Annotated in this window: 13 protein-coding genes and 1 rRNA gene; all 14 read left to right on the top strand. The window is 69.7% G+C overall.

Annotated features, from left to right (window positions below):
* Window positions 1-77: ribosomal RNA gene (rrf, locus tag ACIBG8_RS29195) — 5S ribosomal RNA — on the top strand; the annotation flags it as partial.
* A 272-nt stretch (window positions 78-349) separates the two neighbouring features.
* Window positions 350-1,669 (top strand): bifunctional folylpolyglutamate synthase/dihydrofolate synthase, encoded by a 1,320-nt coding sequence (locus ACIBG8_RS29200; RefSeq protein WP_397346212.1) that lies wholly within the window; start codon window positions 350-352, stop codon window positions 1,667-1,669.
* The gene (locus ACIBG8_RS29205; protein WP_397346213.1) at window positions 1,666-2,007 is read left to right on the top strand and encodes a DUF4233 domain-containing protein; all 342 of its coding nucleotides are present in this window, start codon (window positions 1,666-1,668) and stop codon (window positions 2,005-2,007) included. Before ACIBG8_RS29200 ends, ACIBG8_RS29205 begins: the two co-directional genes overlap by 4 nt.
* A gap of 11 nt (window positions 2,008-2,018) precedes the next feature.
* Entirely contained in the window at window positions 2,019-4,595 is a 2,577-nt protein-coding gene (locus tag ACIBG8_RS29210) for a hypothetical protein (RefSeq protein WP_397346214.1), read from the top strand.
* Window positions 4,596-5,427: 832 nt separating this feature from the next.
* Window positions 5,428-5,838: a nucleoside-diphosphate kinase gene (gene ndk, locus ACIBG8_RS29215; RefSeq protein ID WP_397346215.1), complete on the top strand. Its 411-nt coding sequence runs from the start codon at window positions 5,428-5,430 to the stop codon at window positions 5,836-5,838.
* Window positions 5,839-6,493: 655 nt separating this feature from the next.
* Window positions 6,494-7,525 (top strand): rod shape-determining protein, encoded by a 1,032-nt coding sequence (locus ACIBG8_RS29220; RefSeq protein ID WP_397346216.1) that lies wholly within the window; start codon window positions 6,494-6,496, stop codon window positions 7,523-7,525.
* Complete coding sequence (gene mreC, locus ACIBG8_RS29225) at window positions 7,525-8,397, top strand: rod shape-determining protein MreC (protein WP_397346217.1); 873 nt, start codon at window positions 7,525-7,527, stop codon at window positions 8,395-8,397. Before ACIBG8_RS29220 ends, mreC begins: the two co-directional genes overlap by 1 nt.
* Entirely contained in the window at window positions 8,394-8,858 is a 465-nt protein-coding gene (mreD, locus tag ACIBG8_RS29230) for a rod shape-determining protein MreD (RefSeq protein ID WP_397346218.1), read from the top strand. The genes mreC and mreD overlap by 4 nt, the downstream gene beginning before the upstream one ends.
* On the top strand, window positions 8,855-10,888 hold the full coding sequence (mrdA, locus tag ACIBG8_RS29235) for a penicillin-binding protein 2 (protein WP_397346219.1): 2,034 nt from the start codon (window positions 8,855-8,857) through the stop codon (window positions 10,886-10,888). The genes mreD and mrdA overlap by 4 nt, the downstream gene beginning before the upstream one ends.
* A 67-nt stretch (window positions 10,889-10,955) precedes the next feature.
* Window positions 10,956-12,110 (top strand): rod shape-determining protein RodA, encoded by a 1,155-nt coding sequence (rodA, locus tag ACIBG8_RS29240; RefSeq protein ID WP_397346220.1) that lies wholly within the window; start codon window positions 10,956-10,958, stop codon window positions 12,108-12,110.
* Between the two features lie 4 nt (window positions 12,111-12,114).
* Window positions 12,115-12,294, top strand: coding sequence for a hypothetical protein (locus ACIBG8_RS29245; protein WP_397346221.1), 180 nt, complete (start codon window positions 12,115-12,117; stop codon window positions 12,292-12,294).
* Between the two features lie 19 nt (window positions 12,295-12,313).
* Window positions 12,314-14,224: a TIGR03960 family B12-binding radical SAM protein gene (locus ACIBG8_RS29250; RefSeq protein ID WP_397346222.1), complete on the top strand. Its 1,911-nt coding sequence runs from the start codon at window positions 12,314-12,316 to the stop codon at window positions 14,222-14,224.
* Between the two features lie 143 nt (window positions 14,225-14,367).
* Entirely contained in the window at window positions 14,368-15,132 is a 765-nt protein-coding gene (locus ACIBG8_RS29255; RefSeq protein ID WP_397346223.1) for a TIGR03936 family radical SAM-associated protein, read from the top strand.
* 134 nt (window positions 15,133-15,266) lie between these two features.
* Window positions 15,267-17,879, top strand: coding sequence for a ribonuclease E/G (locus ACIBG8_RS29260; protein WP_397346224.1), 2,613 nt, complete (start codon window positions 15,267-15,269; stop codon window positions 17,877-17,879).
* The last annotated feature ends 190 nt before the right edge of the window (window positions 17,880-18,069 follow it).

Raw genomic sequence — 18,069 nt, forward strand, 5'->3', positions numbered from 1 at the left:
CGAACCCGGAAGTTAAGCTTTCCAGCGCCGATGGTACTGCACTCGGGAGGGTGTGGGAGAGTAGGTCGCCGCCGCGCAATCTTTCAACGTCAGGGCTTCCCCCTTCCGGGGTGGGGCCCTGACGTGTTTCTTTGGGCTGCCCCGGTCGGGGCAGCCCTTTTTGCGTTTATCACCCGAACGGATTCCGTGCGGTCGTTGCGGTGGCCAGCTTGTCCGGCCACCCTGCCGTGTCCCTGGAGGCGCTCAGCTGTCTACGGCGACTGGGCGTCCCCCGGCGAGAGCCGTACCCCCAAAAGGGACGAGCCGTACCCCAGAAAGGACCACGTCCGATGAGGGCTAGGGTTGTGGGGTGGACTATCGGGAAGTGGAACGCGCCATCCTGGACCGCGGCGTCGAGTGGGACTTCGAGCCGACCCTCGACCGGATCGCGGCGCTCATGGACCTTCTGGGCTCGCCGCAGACGGCATACCCCGTGGTGCACATCGCCGGCACCAACGGCAAGACGAGCACCGCGCGGCTCACGGAAGCGCTGCTGCGCGAGCGCAACCTCCGGGTGGGCCGGTTCACCAGCCCGCACCTGGAGTCGATGCGCGAGCGCATCTGCGTCGATGGGGAGCCGCTGAGCGAGGAGCGGTTCGTCGAGGTCTACGAGGAGATCATCCCGTTCGTCGACCTGGCGGACAAGCAGGGGCGGCGCATCCAGTTCTTCGAGCTGCTCACCGCCATGGCGTTCGCCGCGTTCGCCGACACGCCGGTGGATGTCGCCGTCATCGAGACCGGCATGGGCGGGAGCTGGGACGCGACCAACGTCGTCGACGGCGCCGTGTCGGTGATCACGCCCATCTCGCTCGACCACACCGACCGGCTCGGCCCGGACATCCCGTCCATCGCGGGCGAGAAGGCCGGAATCATCAAGGCCGGTGGCACCACGATCCTCGCCCAGCAGGAGCTGGAGGCGGCCGAGGTGCTCATGCGCAAGGCGGCCGAGGTCGGCTCCGTCGTGGCGCGCGAGGGGCTGGAGTTCGGCGTGCTCGCCCGCGAGATCGCGCTCGGCGGGCAGCTGCTGACGCTCAAGGGACTCAAGGGCGTGTACGACGAGGTCTACCTGCCGCTGTACGGCGCGCACCAGGCGAGCAACGCCGTATGCGCGCTGGCCGCGACCGAGGCGCTGACCGGCGGCGACGACCCGCTCGACGTCGAGCTCGTCCGGCAGGCGTTCACGCAGGCCTCCTCTCCCGGCAGGCTCGAGGTGGTACGGCGGAGCCCGACCGTGGTGATCGACGCAGCGCACAATCCGGGTGGAATGCGGGCGACCATCGAGGGCGTGCACGAGGCGTTCGACTTCGCCAAGGTCATCGGCGTCGTCTCCGTCATGCGCGACAAGGACATCGAGGGGCTGCTCGAGCTGCTCGAACCCGTCCTGGAGGAGATCGTCGTCACCACCAACTCCTCGCCCAGGGCGATGCCCGCGCAGGAGCTGGCCGTACTCGCCGAGGGTTTCTTCGGTGAGGACCGCGTCCACCTGGTGGAGCGGCTCGACGACGCCATCGACAGGGCCATCGGCCTGGCCGACTCCCAGGGTGAGTTCAGCGGCACGGGCGTGCTGATCACCGGTTCCGTTGTGACGGCCGGAGACGCCCGTCACCTGCTGAAAGCTGATGGACAGTGAACTTTGTCGTCACGCCCGGCATGCGCCGGCTGTGCGCCGGAGTGCTGGGCACGGAGGCGGTCGTCGCCGGGCTCGTTACGCCGGTGGCGATCAGTGTGGGCGGGGTGGAGCCGTGGCTGGCGATCACCGTCGGCCTCGGCCTCGCCGTACTCTGCGTGATTGTCGCGGGGCTGCTCAAGCGGCCTTTCGCGTACGTCGCGGGTAGCGTCCTGCAGGTCGCGGCGATCTGCACCGGGTTCGTCGTGCCCACGATGTTCTTCCTCGGGGCGATCTTCGCGGCACTATGGATCACCGCGATATTCGTCGCTCGCCGTGTCGAGGGCGTGACTTCCCGCTAAAGTCGGCTCACATGGCCGTCCCCCCAATTGAGCGGTCCCAGAAGGCGGCTGCCGCTGGGCCGACGCGAGCCGTCAGGTTCCCGTGGCTGCTCGACGTTCTGCTCGGGTTGCTCATCGTGGCAGCCCTGCCGCTCGCGATCGTCGCGATCCCCAATACCGTCTCCGTCGTCGCCGACCTGCTGCCCGCCGGCATCGACAGGATCGGGCTCATGCGCGCCCACGGGCTCGCGCTGCCTGCGATGATGCTGACCGTGCCGCTGGCTGCCGTGGCGCTGCGCCGCATGAACGTGGCGCACATCCTGGTCGGCGGCCTCACCCTGCTGGCGCTCGCCGACGCGGCGGGGGGTTTCGCCGGATCCACGTTCTTCGTCGCCGTGCTGCGCGTGCTCCACGGCGTGGGCGCGGGCATCGTGATCCCCGCCACGATGGTGGCCGCCTGGAACCGTCCCCCGGTGCTGCGCGCCGTGTGGGCGTCGATGCTGGCGGTCAGCCTCCTGTCCGCGCAGGCGCTGGCGCTGTGGCCGCTCGACGGGGCGGAGAACTGGAAGATCACGCTGCAGCCGTTCCCGATGCTGAGCGGCATCGGGCTGGCCCTCGCGGCCCTCTACCTGGTCGTCTGGCTGGTGCGCGGGGAGAACCCCGCCTCGGCGCCGCGCGCGGCGGAGCGCAGCAGGCTGCTGCTCGCCGCGGTGCCCGCGGCCGCCATCGCCGTACTCGCGATCACCAGCGCCAGCGACTCGTGGCCGCCCGGCCTGGTCGTCCTGGTCGCGCTGCTGTCCGTCGCCGCGCTGCTGGCGCTGGCGTCGATCGGCACGTTCGAGGGGCCTGCGGGGCGGTCGCTGGCGTACGCCACGGTGGCGGTGGGCATCGTGCTGCTGCCGAGCGTGGCGCAGCTGACGTACATCGAAATGGGCGGGCTCGGCGGGCCGGGGCTCAAGGGCTTGTGGCAGCCGTTCGTGCTCGCGGCGCTCGCCGGGGTCGGCGCGGCGGTCGGCGTGGTCCGATGGGGCGGGTCGGCGAAGTGGCTGACGCCCGCCGGGCTGTTCCTGATCGTGCTCGGGCTGTGCACGGTGCGGGTGCTGGTGCCTGCCGCCAATGGGCTGGTGCTGGTGATCCCGCTGGCGCTGCTGTCCGTGGGTGCGTCGATGGCGCTGACCGCGGCGCTGCGCCAGACGGGGGCGGGGGCGGCGCTGTTCGCGGTGTCGTTGTGCTTCCCTGGGGTTCTGTCCGGGTACCTGCTGGGGACCGGGCTGCAGGTGCTGAAGCTGCACGACGTGACGTCGGCGCAGGAAGTCGTGGACGGGTTCGTCGCGGCTTTGCACCTTTGGGCGCTTATCGGTGGGTTCCTGGTGGTGGCGGTGATCGTCCTCTCGGGGTTGCTGGGGAGGCGTCGGGTGAGTACGGCTGGCGCCGTGACCGAGACCGCGGTGGAGGTGTCTGCTGCGCCGGTGGCCGCTGAGGGTGTCGAGACGGCCGCGGAGCCGGCGACGTCGAGCCTTGTTGCGTCGTCGGGATCGATGACTTCGGAATCGGCTGCTTCGGGAGCCGTCGCTTCTGGGTCGCTGGCTTCGGGGGCTGAGAGCTCGGAGCCGGTCGCTTCGGAGCGGGTCGGTTCGGAGGCGGTCGCTTCGGAGCGGGTCGGCTCGGAGGCGGTCGCTTCAGGGGCGGTTGCCTCTGGGCCGGTTGCTTCAGGGGTAGTCGTTTCAGAGCCGGTTGCTTCGGGGGCAGGTGCTTCGGGGCTTGCGAGCTCCGGGGCTGAGATCCCTGAGTTGAAGGCTTCCGGGTCCACGGACTCCCGGGCTGCGGGTGCTTTTGGGGCTGCGGTTCTTGGCGCTGAGGCGGCGCATGGGGACGCTTCAGGTGCCGCCACCGCTTCATCTAGCGGCGACGATGACGAGCCGGTGAGCGCATCGGCAGGAGTTGACGCGCCCGCCGAGGAAGGTAGCGCTCGCGCTGCTGAGAGCAACACCACCCACGCAGAGACCCGTGTGGACGCCACCCACGCAGAGACCCGTGTAGACGCCACCCACGCAGAGATTCGGAGAGACGCCACCCACACCGAGGCCCGTGAAGACGACGTCGCACGCCGCGAGACTGCGCAAGGCGACGCCACCACGGTTGCTCAGAGCAACGTCACCGACGTCGAGATCGCTGAAGGCGATGTCGTCGCCGCTGCAGGTGATGCGGTGCGAGACGACGCCGCCCCTCGGGATGAGGCTGCTCAGAGTGGGACGGCTCAGGAGCATGCTGCCGACGGCGACGATGCCCAGGGAGTTACGGCTCACGGTGATGTGGCTGAGGAGCCTGGAAGCGGTGCCCAGGGCCCTGAGGAGGGCACTCACGCGGGAGTGGAAGGCGGCTCCTCGGAAGGTGAGTCCTCCAGCGTGGCCGATGATGGTGTTCCGGCCGAGGTCCTAGAGGCGCTTGAGGAGGAGGACCGGCCGACGGGGGAGGTGCCACGGATCGACGTGGGCATCCCCCTCAATGGGGTGAGCGCGGACACGGCGGAAGCCAGAGCCGAGGCCACAGGGCCGATCCCCGTGGTGCCGCCACCTGCCCAGTCACCAGAAGACACTGTCGGGCCGTAGAGCACATCTCACATCAGGGCCCCTCTCGCTGGGGCCCTGATGGCTGTTGGGTGGCTCACCGCTGAATTGCCTCTTGTGATGGCTTGGCGGCTTCACCCCTGTGCCTGGCTGACCCAGGCACAGGGCGCATGTGTCATCGAGCCCAGGAGCGGTTCCTCGGCGGTGTGCCCGGGCGTACGGCTGGGCGGTGCGAGGTGGATGGCTGGTGGCCGTTCAGGGGCGCCGGGCTCCGCCGTACGTCGTCTCGCCGACGCGGCGCCTGGGAGGGGTGCGCGGGTCACTGTGGCTTGGCGCCGTTGGGGTTGAGCGCGGTCGGGTTGTGCGCGGTCGGGCTGCGTGGCCGGGTGGTGTGAGGTGGATGGCTGGCGGCCGTTCAGGGGCGCCGGGCTCCGCCGTACGCCGTCTCGCCGACGCGGCGCCTGGGAGGGGTGCGCGGGTCACTATGGCTTGGCGCCGTTGGGGTTGAGCGCGGTCGGGCTGCGTGGCTGGGCGGCGGGTGCCTGGGTTTGTTCGCGGTTGGGCTGCGGGTAGCCGGGCTGTGCGTGGCTGGGTCGCGTGTGGCCGGGTTGTGGTGGTTGGGTTGCGTGTGGCTGGGGCGCGTGTGGCCGGGCTACGCGTGGCTGGGTTGTGGTGGCCGGGTTGTGCGTGGCTGGGCTTGCGGTGTTGGGTTGCTGCGGGGTCTTGCGGGTGGGGTGGATGGTCGGGAAAACGGGAGAAGGGCGGTGGGGGCGGTAAGCTGGGGCGCGTCCACCGGGGCACGCGGCCAGTGGAGCTATCCTGCCGCCCACGGCGTTCGTCGCCGCGACCCAGACTGTTCAAAGGAGAACTTCACGTGTCCGAGCGCACTCTTGTCCTGATCAAGCCCGACGGGGTGAAGCGCGGCCTCATCGGTGACGTGATCGCCCGTGTGGAGCGCAAGGGCCTCAAGGTCGTCGCGATGGACCTGCGCACCCTCGACGCCGACACCGCCAAGGCCCACTACGCCGAGCACTCCGAGCGGCCGTTCTTCGGGGAGCTGGTCGAGTTCATCACGTCGGCGCCGCTGGTCGCGCTGGTGCTTGAGGGGCCGCGGGCGGTTGAGGCGTTCCGTGCGCTGGCTGGGCTCACTGACCCGGTGAAGTCGGCGCCGGGGACGATCCGTGGGGACCACGCGCTGGAGATCGGCGAGAACGTGGTGCACGGGTCCGACTCGCCTGAGTCGGCTGCTCGCGAGATCAAGATCTTCTTCCCGGACCGCTTCTAGGTGGTTGGGGCTTGGGTGCCTTTGGTTGGCATCTGAGGGGTTTTCAGGACGCCGGGCTTTGTTGCTTTCCCGCATTGTGGGGGAGGGGCGGGGTTCGGCGTTTTGCTGTTTCGGGGGCTTGTGGGGGCGGAGTAGCTGGGGGCCGCTCGGGGCGCCGGGCTTCGCCGTACCTCGTCTCGCCGACGCGGCGCCTGGAGAGGGCGTGGGCGTCTGGGCGGGGCGTGGGGTGGTGTTGCGGGTGGATGTGAGCCTCTGGGTGGGGCGTGGTGTTGGGGTGGGCGTGTGGACTGGGCGTGGATGTGTGCGGGTGGCGTGTAGTTGCGTGGGTGAGTGAGGGGATGGCTGGGCGGGTGGGTGGTTCAAGGGTGTTTGCGGGGTAGGGCGGTGTTGAAGGTCGCCTCGTTGATGCGGCGGTTCTGAGAAGGTGGGCGCGGGGTTGTCAGGGGTCGCGTTGCCAGACCTCCTCTAACGTCGCATGTGCACGTCCACCCCTCCCCCCGCCCGTCTTTCCGGGGTGAGGGGGGTGGGTGGGGAGTTGCGGAAGATTTTTCTGGGGCGCTAGTGCTCATTGTGCGCGTTGGTGGGTACGTCACGTTACGATTCGAATGCGATCCGTAGTCATTCGCGAACGACGTTACGGAAGGCCTCGTTCCCCATGGGCAGCAAGCTCGCCTTTCTCGGCCGTGACATGGCGGTCGACCTCGGCACCGCCAACACGTTGGTATACGTGCGTGGCCGCGGCATCGTGCTCAACGAGCCGTCCGTCGTGGCCATCAACACCGCCACGGGCAAGATCGTGGCGGTGGGCATCGAGGCCAAGCGCATGATCGGCCGTACGCCCGGCAACATCGTGGCGGTCCGTCCGCTGAAGGACGGCGTGATCGCCGACTTCGACGTGACCGAGCGGATGTTGCGATATTTCATTCAAAGGGTGCACAAGCGGCGCCACCTGGCCAAGCCGCGCATCATCATCGCGGTCCCCAGCGGGATCACCGGGGTGGAGCAGCGGGCGGTGAAGGAGGCCGGGTACCAGGCCGGGGCTCGGAAGGTCTACATCGTGGAAGAGCCCATGGCCGCGGCGATCGGGGCCGGGCTGCCGGTGCACGAGCCGACCGGCAACATGGTCGTCGACATCGGCGGCGGCACCACCGAGGTGGCGATCATCTCGATGGGCGGCGTCGTGACGTCCCAGTCGATCAGGGTCGGCGGTGACGAGCTCGATCAGGCGGTGATCACCTTCGCCAAGAAGGAGTTCTCGCTGATGCTGGGAGAGCGCACCGCCGAAGAGATCAAGATGGCGATCGGATCCGCGTGCGTCACCGATGACGAGTGCCACGCGGAGATCCGTGGCCGCGACCTCGTGAGCGGGCTGCCGAAGACGATCGTGGTGTCCGCCGAGGAGATCAGGAAGGCCACGGAGGAGCCGGTCAACGCGATCATCGACGCGGTCAAGACCACGCTCGACAAGTGCCCGCCCGAGCTGTCCGGCGACCTCATGGACCGCGGCATCGCGCTCACCGGCGGCGGCGCCCTGCTCAAGGGCATGGACGAGCGGCTCAGGAACGAGACGGGCATGCCCGTCCACCTGGTCGAGAACGCCCTCGACTCCGTCGCGCTCGGCTCCGGGCGGTGTGTGGAGGAGTTCGAGGCGCTGCAGCAGGTCCTCGTTCCGGAGCCGCGGCACTGATGAGAGATTCGCGCCGCGCCCGGCTGATCCTAGGACTGCTGCTGACAGCGGCGCTCGTGCTCCTGACCGTCGACCACCGCACCGGCGACGTGCTCGGCCCGCTGCGCGGAGCCGGGACCTGGCTCTTCGGTACGGCGGAGCGGGCGGGAACCGCCGTCGCGCGTCCCGTGGCGGGTTTCTTCGACGCCGTCGTGTCCGCCCCGAGCGCCAAGGAGCAGATCGACCGACTGCAGGCGGAGAACGCCCGCCTGCGCACCGAGCTGGCCGCCGGCCGCCTGGACAAGGCGAGGAGCGCCGAGCTCAAGAGGCTGCTCGGCCTGGCCGGGCTCGGCGGGTACAAGGTGGTGACGGCCAACGTCGTGGCCAGGCGCGGGCACCCGGGGTTCGAGGACGCGATCGAGATCGACGCGGGCACCGGCGACGGCATCAGGCCGGAGATGACCGTGATCAACGGCGACGGGCTGGTCGGCAGGGTCGTCGAGGCTGCGGCCTCCACCTCGACCGTGGTGCTGCTCAGCGACCCGGCCTCGGCGGCCGGCGCCCGGCTGGAGGGCGGCAACGAGATCGGCGTCGTCCACGGTGTGGGCGAGAACGGCAGGCTGGTGCGGTTCAGGCTGCTCGATTCCACGGCGCCGATCACGCCGGGGCACCGCATCGTGAGCTTCGGTTCCCAGCGCGGCGCGCCGTACGTGCCCGGGGTGCCGATCGGGGTCATCGAGCGGGTCGAGGCCACACCGGGTGAGCTCACCCGTATCGCCTATGCCAGGCCGTACGCGGACATGACCGCGCTGGATGTGGTCGGGGTGGTCGTCCAGGCGCCCAAGCACGATCCGCGCGACGCCGTCCTGCCCAAGAACGGCGAGGCGCGGTGATCGCGGCAGTTGTGGTGGTCTGCGCGTTGTTGTTGCAGGTCACGCTCGTCAACCGGCTCTCCCTGCCCGCGGACGGCGCGCCCGACCTGGTGTTGCTCGCCGTCATCGGGGCCGCGGTCGTCCGGGGGCCCGCCGCCGGCGCGGTGATCGGGTTCTGCGCCGGGCTCGTCGTGGACGTCATGCCGCCCAGCGCGCACGTCGTCGGGCAGTACGCGTTCGTGCTGGCGGTGGTCGGGTACCTGGCGGGGCGCGGGGTGGGCGGGGTGGTCACCACGGTGATCGTGTGCGTGCTGGTGGCGCCGCTGCTGGCCGCCGCGGTGAGCGGGCTGATCGGCGACCCCAGGGTCACGGTGGCCTCGCTGACCGCGCAACTGCCGATCACCGCGATCTACACGCTGCTGATCGCGCCGCCGATGATCTGGCTGGCCACCAGGGGCAGGCAGTTGGGGTATGCCTCATGAACCGGATGAGGACGCGGCTGATCTTGCTGCATGTCGTGGTGTTGTCGCTGCTCGCGGTGCTGGCCGTACGGCTGTGGCAGGTGCAGGTGATGCGGGGCACGGAGTTCGTGCACGCCGCTGCGGAGACCAGGACGCGGGACGTCGTGGTGCCCGCCGTGCGCGGGCAGATCCTGGACGCCTCCGGGCGGCCGCTGGTGCGCAACAGGACGGCTCTGGTCGTCTCGGTGGACAGGACGCGGCTGACCAGGATGGACGACGGCGGCCTGGCCGTACTCAAGAGGCTGGCAGCCGTGCTGGACAAGCCGGTCAAGCAGCTGCAGAAGCGGATCAGGCCCTGCGCCGCAGGGGTCACGCGGCCGTGCTGGCCCGGCTCGCCGTACCAGCCGATCCCGATCGACGAGCAGGTCAGCACCCGTGAGGCGCTGCAGATCCTGGAGCGCCAGGAGGAGTTCCCCGGGGTGACGGCCGAGGTCCAGGCGGTGCGCGAGTACCCGCAGGGCAAGGCGGGCGCGCAGGTGCTCGGCTACCTGCAGCCGGTCACCCAGGAGGAGCTGGAGAAGCGCGACGGGCTCAAGGCCGGGTTCTCCGGCGTCGACCTCGTAGGGCGCGACGGGCTCGAATCGATCTACGACGAGGCGCTGCGCGGCGAGCCTGGCCTGCGCCGGGTGCAGGTCGACAGGCTCGGCAAGGTCATCGGCATCGAGCAGCAGGTCGCGCCGACCACCGGCGACACGCTGATCACCAGCATCGACTCGCGCGTGCAGGCCATCGTGGAGAAGGCCGTCAACGGCGCGATGAAGCGGGCGCCCAGGGCGGACGGCGCAGCGGGCGTCGTGCTGGACGTCAGGACCGGGCGCGTGGTGGCGCTGGCCAGCGCGCCGGGGTACGACCCGGCGATCTGGACCGGCGGCATCTCGGAGAAGGAGTACCAGCGGCTGCTGTCGGACAAGGCGGGCAGGCCGCTGGTGTCGCGGGCGACCAAGGGCGAGTTCGCGCCGGGTTCGACGTTCAAGGTGTCGTCGGTGTCGGCGATGTTGCGCGCCGGGTACCCGCTCAACGGGCATTACGGCTGCCCCGGCTCCTTCATGGTCGGCGACCGGCCGTTCAACAACTTCCACGGCATCGGGCTCGGCACGCTCACCCTGCACACCGCGCTGGTGAAGTCGTGCGACACGATCTTCTACAAGACCTCCTACGAGCAGTGGCTGCGCGACGGCGGCCTGCGGCCGAAGAAGGCGCCGAAGGAACGGTTCGCCAACATGGCCAGGTCGTTCGGGTTCGGCAGGCCGACGGGGATCGACCTGCCCGGCGAGTCGGCAGGGCGCATCCCCGACCGCACCTGGAAGAAGGACATGTGGGCCACGACCAGCGCGGAGAACTGCAAGCGCTCGCGCACCGGCTACCCGGAGGTCAGGAGCGCGAGCAGGGCGGCCTTCCTCAAGCGGCTGGCCTACGAGAACTGCATCGAGGGCTACCTGCTGCGCCCGGGTGACGCGGCCAACTTCTCCATCGGCCAGGGCGACGTGCTGGTCACGCCGCTGCAGCTGGCCTCGGCGTACGCGGCGCTGGTCGGGGACGGCCAGCTGCGCAGCCCGCGGATCGCGTGGGCGCGGGTGCGGCCGGACGGTCAGCTCGTGAAGAAGATCGACGTTCCGGTCAAGGGCAAGCTGCCGCTGTCGCCGAAGGAGCGCGCCTACATCAAGGGCGCGCTGAGCGAGGTGGCCTCGGACGGTACGGCCGCCGGGGCGTTCAGCGGGTTCCCGATGGACAAGGTCAGGGTCGGCGGCAAGACGGGCACGGCGGAGGTGTGGGGCAAGGAGGACACCTCCTGGTTCGCCTCGTTCGCCCCGACGTCGAAGCCGCGCTACGTGGTGGTCGTGATGGTCTCGCAGGGCGGGATGGGCGGCCAGACGGCCGCGCCTGCCGTACGGGAGATCTACGAGGGGATCTACGGCATCAAGGGCAGCAAGCCGGTCAGCCCGGTGCAGAAGCTCCCGATGATCAAGCGGGACGGGACGGTTGCGCGGTGACCGAGCGGAGCGAGGCACCCAAGGAAACACAGCATGGTTCCATCGTGAGCCCGACGAAGGAGGGCTCATGATGGATCGGACGCTCCTGGCGCGGCGCAGGTCGTTCGTGCCGCTCGGGGCGCAGTCGGCCGTGTGGCGGCTCGACGGGGTGCTGCTGGTCGCGGTCACCGGGCTGTGCGTGATCAGCACGCTGCTCGTGTGGTCGTCCACCCGCACGTGGGCGCCGGGCTCGACCGGGCTGGTCAAGAAGCACATGCTGAACCTCGCCATCGGCGCCACGCTGTGCGGCGCGGTGGCGATGGTCGACCACCGGCTGCTGCGCGCGTACGCGCCCGTGGTGTACCTGGCGACGCTGGCCGGGCTCGGCCTGGTGGTGACGCCGGTCGGCACGACGGTCAACGGGTCGCACTCGTGGATCATGCTGGGCGGCGGGTTCGCGTTCCAGCCGTCGGAGTTCGCCAAGCTCGGCCTGGTGCTCATGCTGGCGATGTTGCTGGCCCAGCCGATGGAGGGCAGCGACCGGCCGCGCGGGCTCGACGTGTTCCTGGGACTGGTCGCGGCGGCCGTCAGCATGGGGCTGGTGATGCTGCAGCCCGACCTGGGCACGACGCTTGTGCTCATGGTGATCACCGCTGGGGCGCTGATCATCGGCGGGGTGCGCAAGCGGTGGATCTTCCTGCTGGTGATGATCGGCGTGGCCGGGGCAGCCGCGGTGTGGTTCCTCGATCTGCTCGAGCCGTACCAGATCGCCCGCTTCACCGCCTTTCTCGACCCGAGCGTCGACCCGCGCGGGGTGGGTTACAACAGTACGCAGGCGCTCATCGCGATCGGCTCCGGGCAGCTGTTCGGCAAGGGGCTGCTGGACGGCGGGCAGACGATGGGCCGGTTCGTGCCCGAGCAGCACACCGACTTCATCTTCACCGTCGCGGGCGAGGAGTTCGGGTTCCTCGGTTCGGTGACGGTGGTGATCCTGCTCGGCGTGGTGCTGCTGCGCGGGCTGCAGATCGCCCGGCAGTGCGAGGACCGTTTCGGCACGCTGGTGGCCGGGACGATCGTGTGCTGGCTGGCGTTCCAGTCGTTCGTGAACATCGGGATGACCGTGGGGATCATGCCGATCACCGGGCTGCCGTTGCCGTTCGTGTCGTACGGCGGGACCTCGACGTTCGCCAACCTCATCGCCATCGGGCTCTTGCAGTCGATCAGGGTTCGGGGCGCACAATAGAACTATGTTCCTGGCCTACTGCGACGAGTGCGAGGAGAGGTTCCTCCTGCCCGTATCTCACGTCAAAGCCGTACACAACCTCGCGCACGGGGTGATCGCCGTCGAGGTGGTCTGCTACGAAGGACACGTCTCGATGGTGATGACCGGCAGTGACATCGACATCTCTGGCCCGGCCACCGTCTGAGTGGTCTTAGGCTTGGTGTATGTCTGTCGAGTCGATTTTCCCACGCCTGGAAGCGCTGCTGCCGAAGGTGCAGAAGCCCATCCAGTACGTCGGGGGTGAGCTCAACTCGACGGTGAAGGAGTGGGACTCCGCCGACGTGCGCTGGGCGCTGATGTACCCCGACGCCTACGAGGTCGGCCTGCCCAACCAGGGTGTCGCGATCCTCTACGAGATCCTCAACGAGCTGCCGGGCACGCTGGCCGAGCGCACCTACTCGGTGTGGCCCGACCTCGAGGCGCTCATGCGCGCCGAGGGGGTGCCGCAGTTCACGGTGGACGGTCACCGTCCCGTGCGCGCCTTCGACGTGCTCGGCCTGTCGTTCTCGACCGAGCTCGGCTACACCAACATGCTGACCGCGCTCGACCTGGCCGGGATTCCGCTCAACGCGGCCGACCGCACGGACGAGGACCCGATCGTGCTGGCCGGCGGGCACGCCGCCTTCAACCCCGAGCCGATCGCCGACTTCCTCGACGCCGCCGTCCTGGGGGACGGCGAGCAGATCGCGATCGCGATCTCCGAGGTGATCAGGGAGTGGAAGGGCGAGGGATCGCCCGGCGGGCGCGACGAGCTGCTCATGCGGCTGGCCGAGTCCGGCGGAGTCTACGTACCGAAATTTTACGATGTGACCTACCACCCGGACGGGCGCATCGCGCGGGTCGCGCCCAACAGGCCCGGCGTGCCGTGGCGGGTCCACAAGCACACCGTCATGGACCTCGACGAGTGGCCCTACCCGAAGAAGCCGCTGGTCCCGCTGGCCGAGACCGTGCACGAGCGGTTCTCCGTGGAGATCTTCCGCGGTTGCACCCGCGGCTGCCGGTTCTGCCAGGCGGGCATGATCACCCGGCCGGTGCGCGAGCGGTCCATCACCACGATCGGCGCGATGGTCGAGAACGGCATCCGCGAGTCCGGCTTCAACGAGGTCGGCCTGCTGTCGCTGTCGTCGGCCGACCACTCCGAGATCGGTGAGGTCGCCAAGGGCCTGGCCGACCGCTACGAGGGCACCAACACCTCGCTGTCGCTGCCGTCCACGCGCGTCGACGCCTTCAACATCGACCTGGCCAACGAGTTCTCGCGCAACGGCCGCAGGTCGGGGCTCACCTTCGCCCCCGAGGGCGGCTCGGAGCGCATGCGCAAGGTGATCAACAAGATGGTCACCGAGGAAGACCTCATCCGCACCGTCACCACCGCCTACACGCAGGGGTGGCGCCAGGTGAAGCTCTACTTCATGTGCGGCCTGCCCACCGAGCAGGACGAAGACGTGATGGGCATCGCCGACCTGGCCAAGAAGGTCATCAAGGCGGGCCGCGAGGCCACCGGGTCGCGCGACATCCGCTGCACGGTGTCGATCGGCGGGTTCGTCCCCAAGCCGCACACGCCGTTCCAGTGGGCGGCGCAGTGCGACGACGAGACCGTGGACCGGCGGCTCAAGGCGCTGCGCGACTCGCTGCGCGGCGACAAGCAGTACGGCAAGGCCATCGGGTTCCGCTACCACGACGGCAAGCCGTCCATCGTGGAAGGGCTGCTCTCGCGCGGCGACCGCAGGGTCGGCGCGGTGATCAGGGCGGTCTGGGAGGACGGCGGGCGTTTCGACGGGTGGAGCGAGCACTTCTCGTTCACCAGGTGGCTCTCGCAGGCCGAGAAGGTCGGCATCGACGTCGACTGGTACACCACCCGCGAGCGCGAGGAGAACGAGGTCCTGCCCTGGGACCACCTCGACGCCGGGCTGGACCGTTCGTGGTTGTGGCAGGACTGGCAGGACGCCGTGCACGACGTCGAGGTCGAGGACTGCCGGTGGACGCCGTGCTACGACTGCGGCGTCTGCCCGACGATGGGCACCGAGATCCAGATCGGCCCCACGGGCAGAAAGCTGCTCCCGCTGTCCGTCGTCTGACAAGATCTTGAAGGTCCTGGGAGGCTGACGGGTCGGTGGCGGCCTTATCCTGAGTGAAGAAACTCTGACAAGGGAAGGAAGACATCGCTCTGAAGCCTGTTCCCGAAGGGCCACCGCCCGCGCTTACCGTGCAGCGCCTTCGCGTGCGCTACGCCAAGCGCGGCCGCCTGCGCTTCACCAGCCACCGCGACATCTCGCGGGCCGTCGAGAGAGCGGTCCGCCGTGCCGGCATTCCGGTGGCGTTCAGCGCGGGCTTCTCGCCCCACCCGAAGATCTCCTACGCGGGGTCCGCGGCGCCCACCGGTGTCGCCAGCGAGGCCGAATACCTCGAGATCAGTGTCACCAGCGTCTGCGACCCCGACCGGCTGCGTGCCGATCTGGACGCCTCGCTGCCGCCTGACCTCGACGTGCTCGATGTCGTCGACGCGCGGGCCGGGGGGTTCGCCGAGCGCCTGGAGTGCTCGGCCTGGGAGCTGCGGTTGCCCGGTGCGGACCGAGACCTGGCCAGGGCGGCAGTGGAGAAGTTCCTCGCCGCCGGCACCGTCGAGGTGGAACGTCTCACGAAGAAGGGTCCCCGGCGTTTCGACGCGCGGGAGGCCGTGCTGACGCTCGCGATGCCAGAAGGACTCGAGGGGACAGACGGAACCGCAGCTCAGGTGCCAGGACAGTCGTGTGTCATACTGCGCATGGTTGTTCGGCACATGACTCCTGCCGTTCGACCCGACGATGTGCTCACAGGGCTGCGCCTTGTGGCCGACTTCGCGCCGCCGGTTCCCCCCGAGGTGACCAGGCTGGCGCAGGGGCCACTGGACGTTCGCACCGGTGAGCCTTCCGACCCGTTCGACCTGGACCGCGACATGACGCGCGGCGGCGAAGCGGGACCGGACGGCGAGCACGTCATCGGCTAGGGGCTGCCTCCCGGGGCAGTCCCGTTGACAGGACTTGGCGCCCGCGCCTCTTCGGAGACGTGGGCGGACAACGAGACACGATAGCTCCTGCGCGGCGCGGCGACGCGCCCGGGAGCTGACGGGAGAGCGCCCGCATGCTCGAGAACGACCCCAGCAACGGGGACACAACTGAAGAACCACCCAAGGTGACCAAGCGCCGTGCCAGCAGGCCGGCGGGACCGCCGCCCGAGGTGCCGGACGAGCCTGCCGTCGTGACGGCGAGCCCGGTGGAGACCGCCGTGTCCGAGGTGGTGGAGGAGGCCGCGCCCAAGCGCACCAGGAGCCGCGCCACCACGACGACGACGCGCCGCCGTACCACGAAGAAGGAAGAAGAGCCCGTAGCAGAGGAGCCGGCCGCCGAGGTCGCGGCGCCTCCTCGCGCACGGCGTTCGCGCAAGGTGGTCGAGGTGAGCCCGGAGACGGGCGTGCCGGAGACCGTCAGCGCCGAGCCCGAGCCGCCGGTCGAGAAGCCCAAGCGGACCCGCGCGCGCAAGAAGGTCGAAGAGCCGGTCGAGGTCGTTCTGGTCGAGGAGGAGCCCGAGCTGCTCATCGACGACGTCGAGGACGAGCTGGACGACAAGCCCGGCCTGCTCGCCGACCCCTTCGGCTTCTCCGCGCAGGGCAGCGAGCAGCCTGACACCAGGTTCCAGCGCCCGGCGGCCATCTTCGCGCCGCTGTTCCAGGCGCCGGACCCGAGCCAGGCGCAGCCCGCCCGCCCCGAGCCCGTCGCGCCGCCCAAGCAGGTGGCCAAGCCCGTCGAGGAGATCGAGGCGGACACCGACGAGGACGACGGCGACGACGAGATCGAGGCGGACGGCGACGACCAGGAGGACGAGGGCGGCAGCCGCCGCCGTCGCCGCCGCAGGGGCGGCCGCGGCCGCGGCAAGTCCCGCGAGCGCGACGACGACTCGGACTCCGACTCCGAGGAGCAGGACGACGAGGACGCGCAGGACGCGGCGGCCGACGACGCGCAGTCCGACGAGGAGGGCTCCTCCTCGCGCAGGCGCCGCCGCCGTCGCAGGCGCGGCACGGAGGAGGCCCCCGAGGTCGCCAGCGACGACCCGCCGAACACCGTCGTGCGCATCCGCGCGCCGCGGTCCGGCCGGTCCAGCTCGATGGACATCTCGGCGGACGGCGTCACCAGCGTGCGCGGCTCGACCCGCCTGGAGGCCAAGAAGCAGCGCCGCCGCGAGGGGCGCGAGATGGGCCGCAGGCGCCCGCCGATCATCACGGAGTCGGAGTTCCTCGCCAGGCGCGAGTCCGTCGACCGCATGATGGTCGTGCGCAGGATCGGTGACCGTACCCAGATCGCCGTCCTCGAGGACGGCGTGCTGGTCGAGCACTACGTCAACCGCGAGGCCAGCCAGTCCTACGTCGGCAACGTGTACCTGGGCAAGGTGCAGAACGTGCTGCCGTCGATGGAGGCGGCGTTCGTCGACATCGGCAAGGGGCGCAACGCCGTCCTGTACGCCGGCGAGGTGAACTTCGACACCGCGGGGCTGGAGGGTCAGCCCAGGCGGATCGAGGTGGCGCTGAAGTCCGGCCAGGCCGTACTCGTGCAGGTCACCAAGGACCCGATCGGGCACAAGGGCGCGCGGCTGACGTCGCAGATCTCCCTGCCCGGCCGTTACCTCGTGTACGTCCCGGACGGGTCGATGACCGGCATCAGCCGCAAGCTGCCCGACAAGGAGCGCACGCGGCTCAAGAGCATCCTGAAGAAGGTCATGCCGGAGAACGCCGGTGTGATCGTGCGCACGGCCGCTGAGGGCGCCTCGGAGGAGGAGCTCAGCCGCGACGTGGCCAGGCTGTCGGCGCAGTGGGAGGCCATCCAGAAGAAGGCCAAGAACGCCAGCCCGCCCGAGCTGCTGTCGGCCGAGCCCGACCTGACCGTCCGCGTGGTCCGCGACGTCTTCAACGAGGACTTCACGAGCCTGGTCGTGCAGGGCGAGGACGCCTGGGAGACGGTCGACGAGTACGTCAAGTACGTCGCGCCGCACCTGGCCGACCGCCTGTCGAAGTGGGAGGAGGACGGCGACGTCTTCGCCTCCTACCGCATCGACGAGCAGCTGTCCAAGGCGATGGAGCGCAAGGTGTGGCTGCCCAGCGGCGGCTCGCTGGTGATCGACCGTACCGAGGCCATGACGGTCGTCGACGTCAACACCGGCAAGTTCACCGGCCAGGGCGGCAACCTGGAGGAGACGGTCACCCGCAACAACCTGGAGGCGGCCGAGGAGATCGTCCGCCAGCTCAGGCTGCGCGACATCGGCGGCATCATCGTGATCGACTTCATCGACATGGTGCTGGAGTCGAACCGTGACCTCGTCCTGCGCAGGCTGCTGGAGTGCCTGGCGCGCGACAGGACGAAGCACCAGGTCGCGGAGGTCACCTCCCTTGGTCTGGTGCAGATGACGCGTAAGCGGGTCGGACAGGGCCTTCTGGAGGCCTTCTCGACGCCTTGTGACTGCTGCAACGGCCGCGGGGTCATCGTTTCGACCGAGCCGGTCGAGGCCAAGCCCGAGCCGCGCGGCACGCAGGGCAAGATGGCGGTCGAGAAGACGGTGGCGGACAAGGTATCCGCGGCCAACGACTCCTCGGCGCGTGATACCGTGACCGGTGCGCTTGATGACGTCCCAATGGAGGACGACCAGGCGACCACGACTTCTGGCCGGGGGCGGCGACGCTCCCGGCGAGCCAAGTCCGCCGACTAGGCGGACGGCCGACGATCCGTCCGGTTCGACCAGGGCACCTTTAGCCGGTATCCTGGTCAACCGGTGCGTCTAGTGGCGCGCCTTGTTCGCGCGCCCCTCGGTTTCGTCGGTTTCCGACAGCATCCGGATGCAGGCGCAGCGTTCGGGAGGCCCCTTTCGGGGCTCTCACAAGCAGACAGCAGAAGGGTTC

Source organism: Nonomuraea sp. NPDC050556, from assembly GCF_044457355.1.
Classification (GTDB): domain Bacteria; phylum Actinomycetota; class Actinomycetes; order Streptosporangiales; family Streptosporangiaceae; genus Nonomuraea.

What these genes read in the sequence shown, in the direction of transcription:
- ACIBG8_RS29210 (WP_397346214.1), top strand. Translation starts at nt 2,019, where the DNA reads ATGGCCGTCCCCCCAATTGAGCGGTCCCAGAAGGCGGCTGCCGCTGGG.
- ACIBG8_RS29220 (WP_397346216.1), top strand. Translation starts at nt 6,494, where the DNA reads ATGGGCAGCAAGCTCGCCTTTCTCGGCCGTGACATGGCGGTCGACCTC.
- mreC (WP_397346217.1), top strand. Translation starts at nt 7,525, where the DNA reads ATGAGAGATTCGCGCCGCGCCCGGCTGATCCTAGGACTGCTGCTGACA.
- mrdA (WP_397346219.1), top strand. Translation starts at nt 8,855, where the DNA reads ATGAACCGGATGAGGACGCGGCTGATCTTGCTGCATGTCGTGGTGTTG.
- rodA (WP_397346220.1), top strand. Translation starts at nt 10,956, where the DNA reads ATGATGGATCGGACGCTCCTGGCGCGGCGCAGGTCGTTCGTGCCGCTC.
- ACIBG8_RS29245 (WP_397346221.1), top strand. Translation starts at nt 12,115, where the DNA reads ATGTTCCTGGCCTACTGCGACGAGTGCGAGGAGAGGTTCCTCCTGCCC.
- ACIBG8_RS29250 (WP_397346222.1), top strand. Translation starts at nt 12,314, where the DNA reads ATGTCTGTCGAGTCGATTTTCCCACGCCTGGAAGCGCTGCTGCCGAAG.
- ACIBG8_RS29260 (WP_397346224.1), top strand. Translation starts at nt 15,267, where the DNA reads ATGCTCGAGAACGACCCCAGCAACGGGGACACAACTGAAGAACCACCC.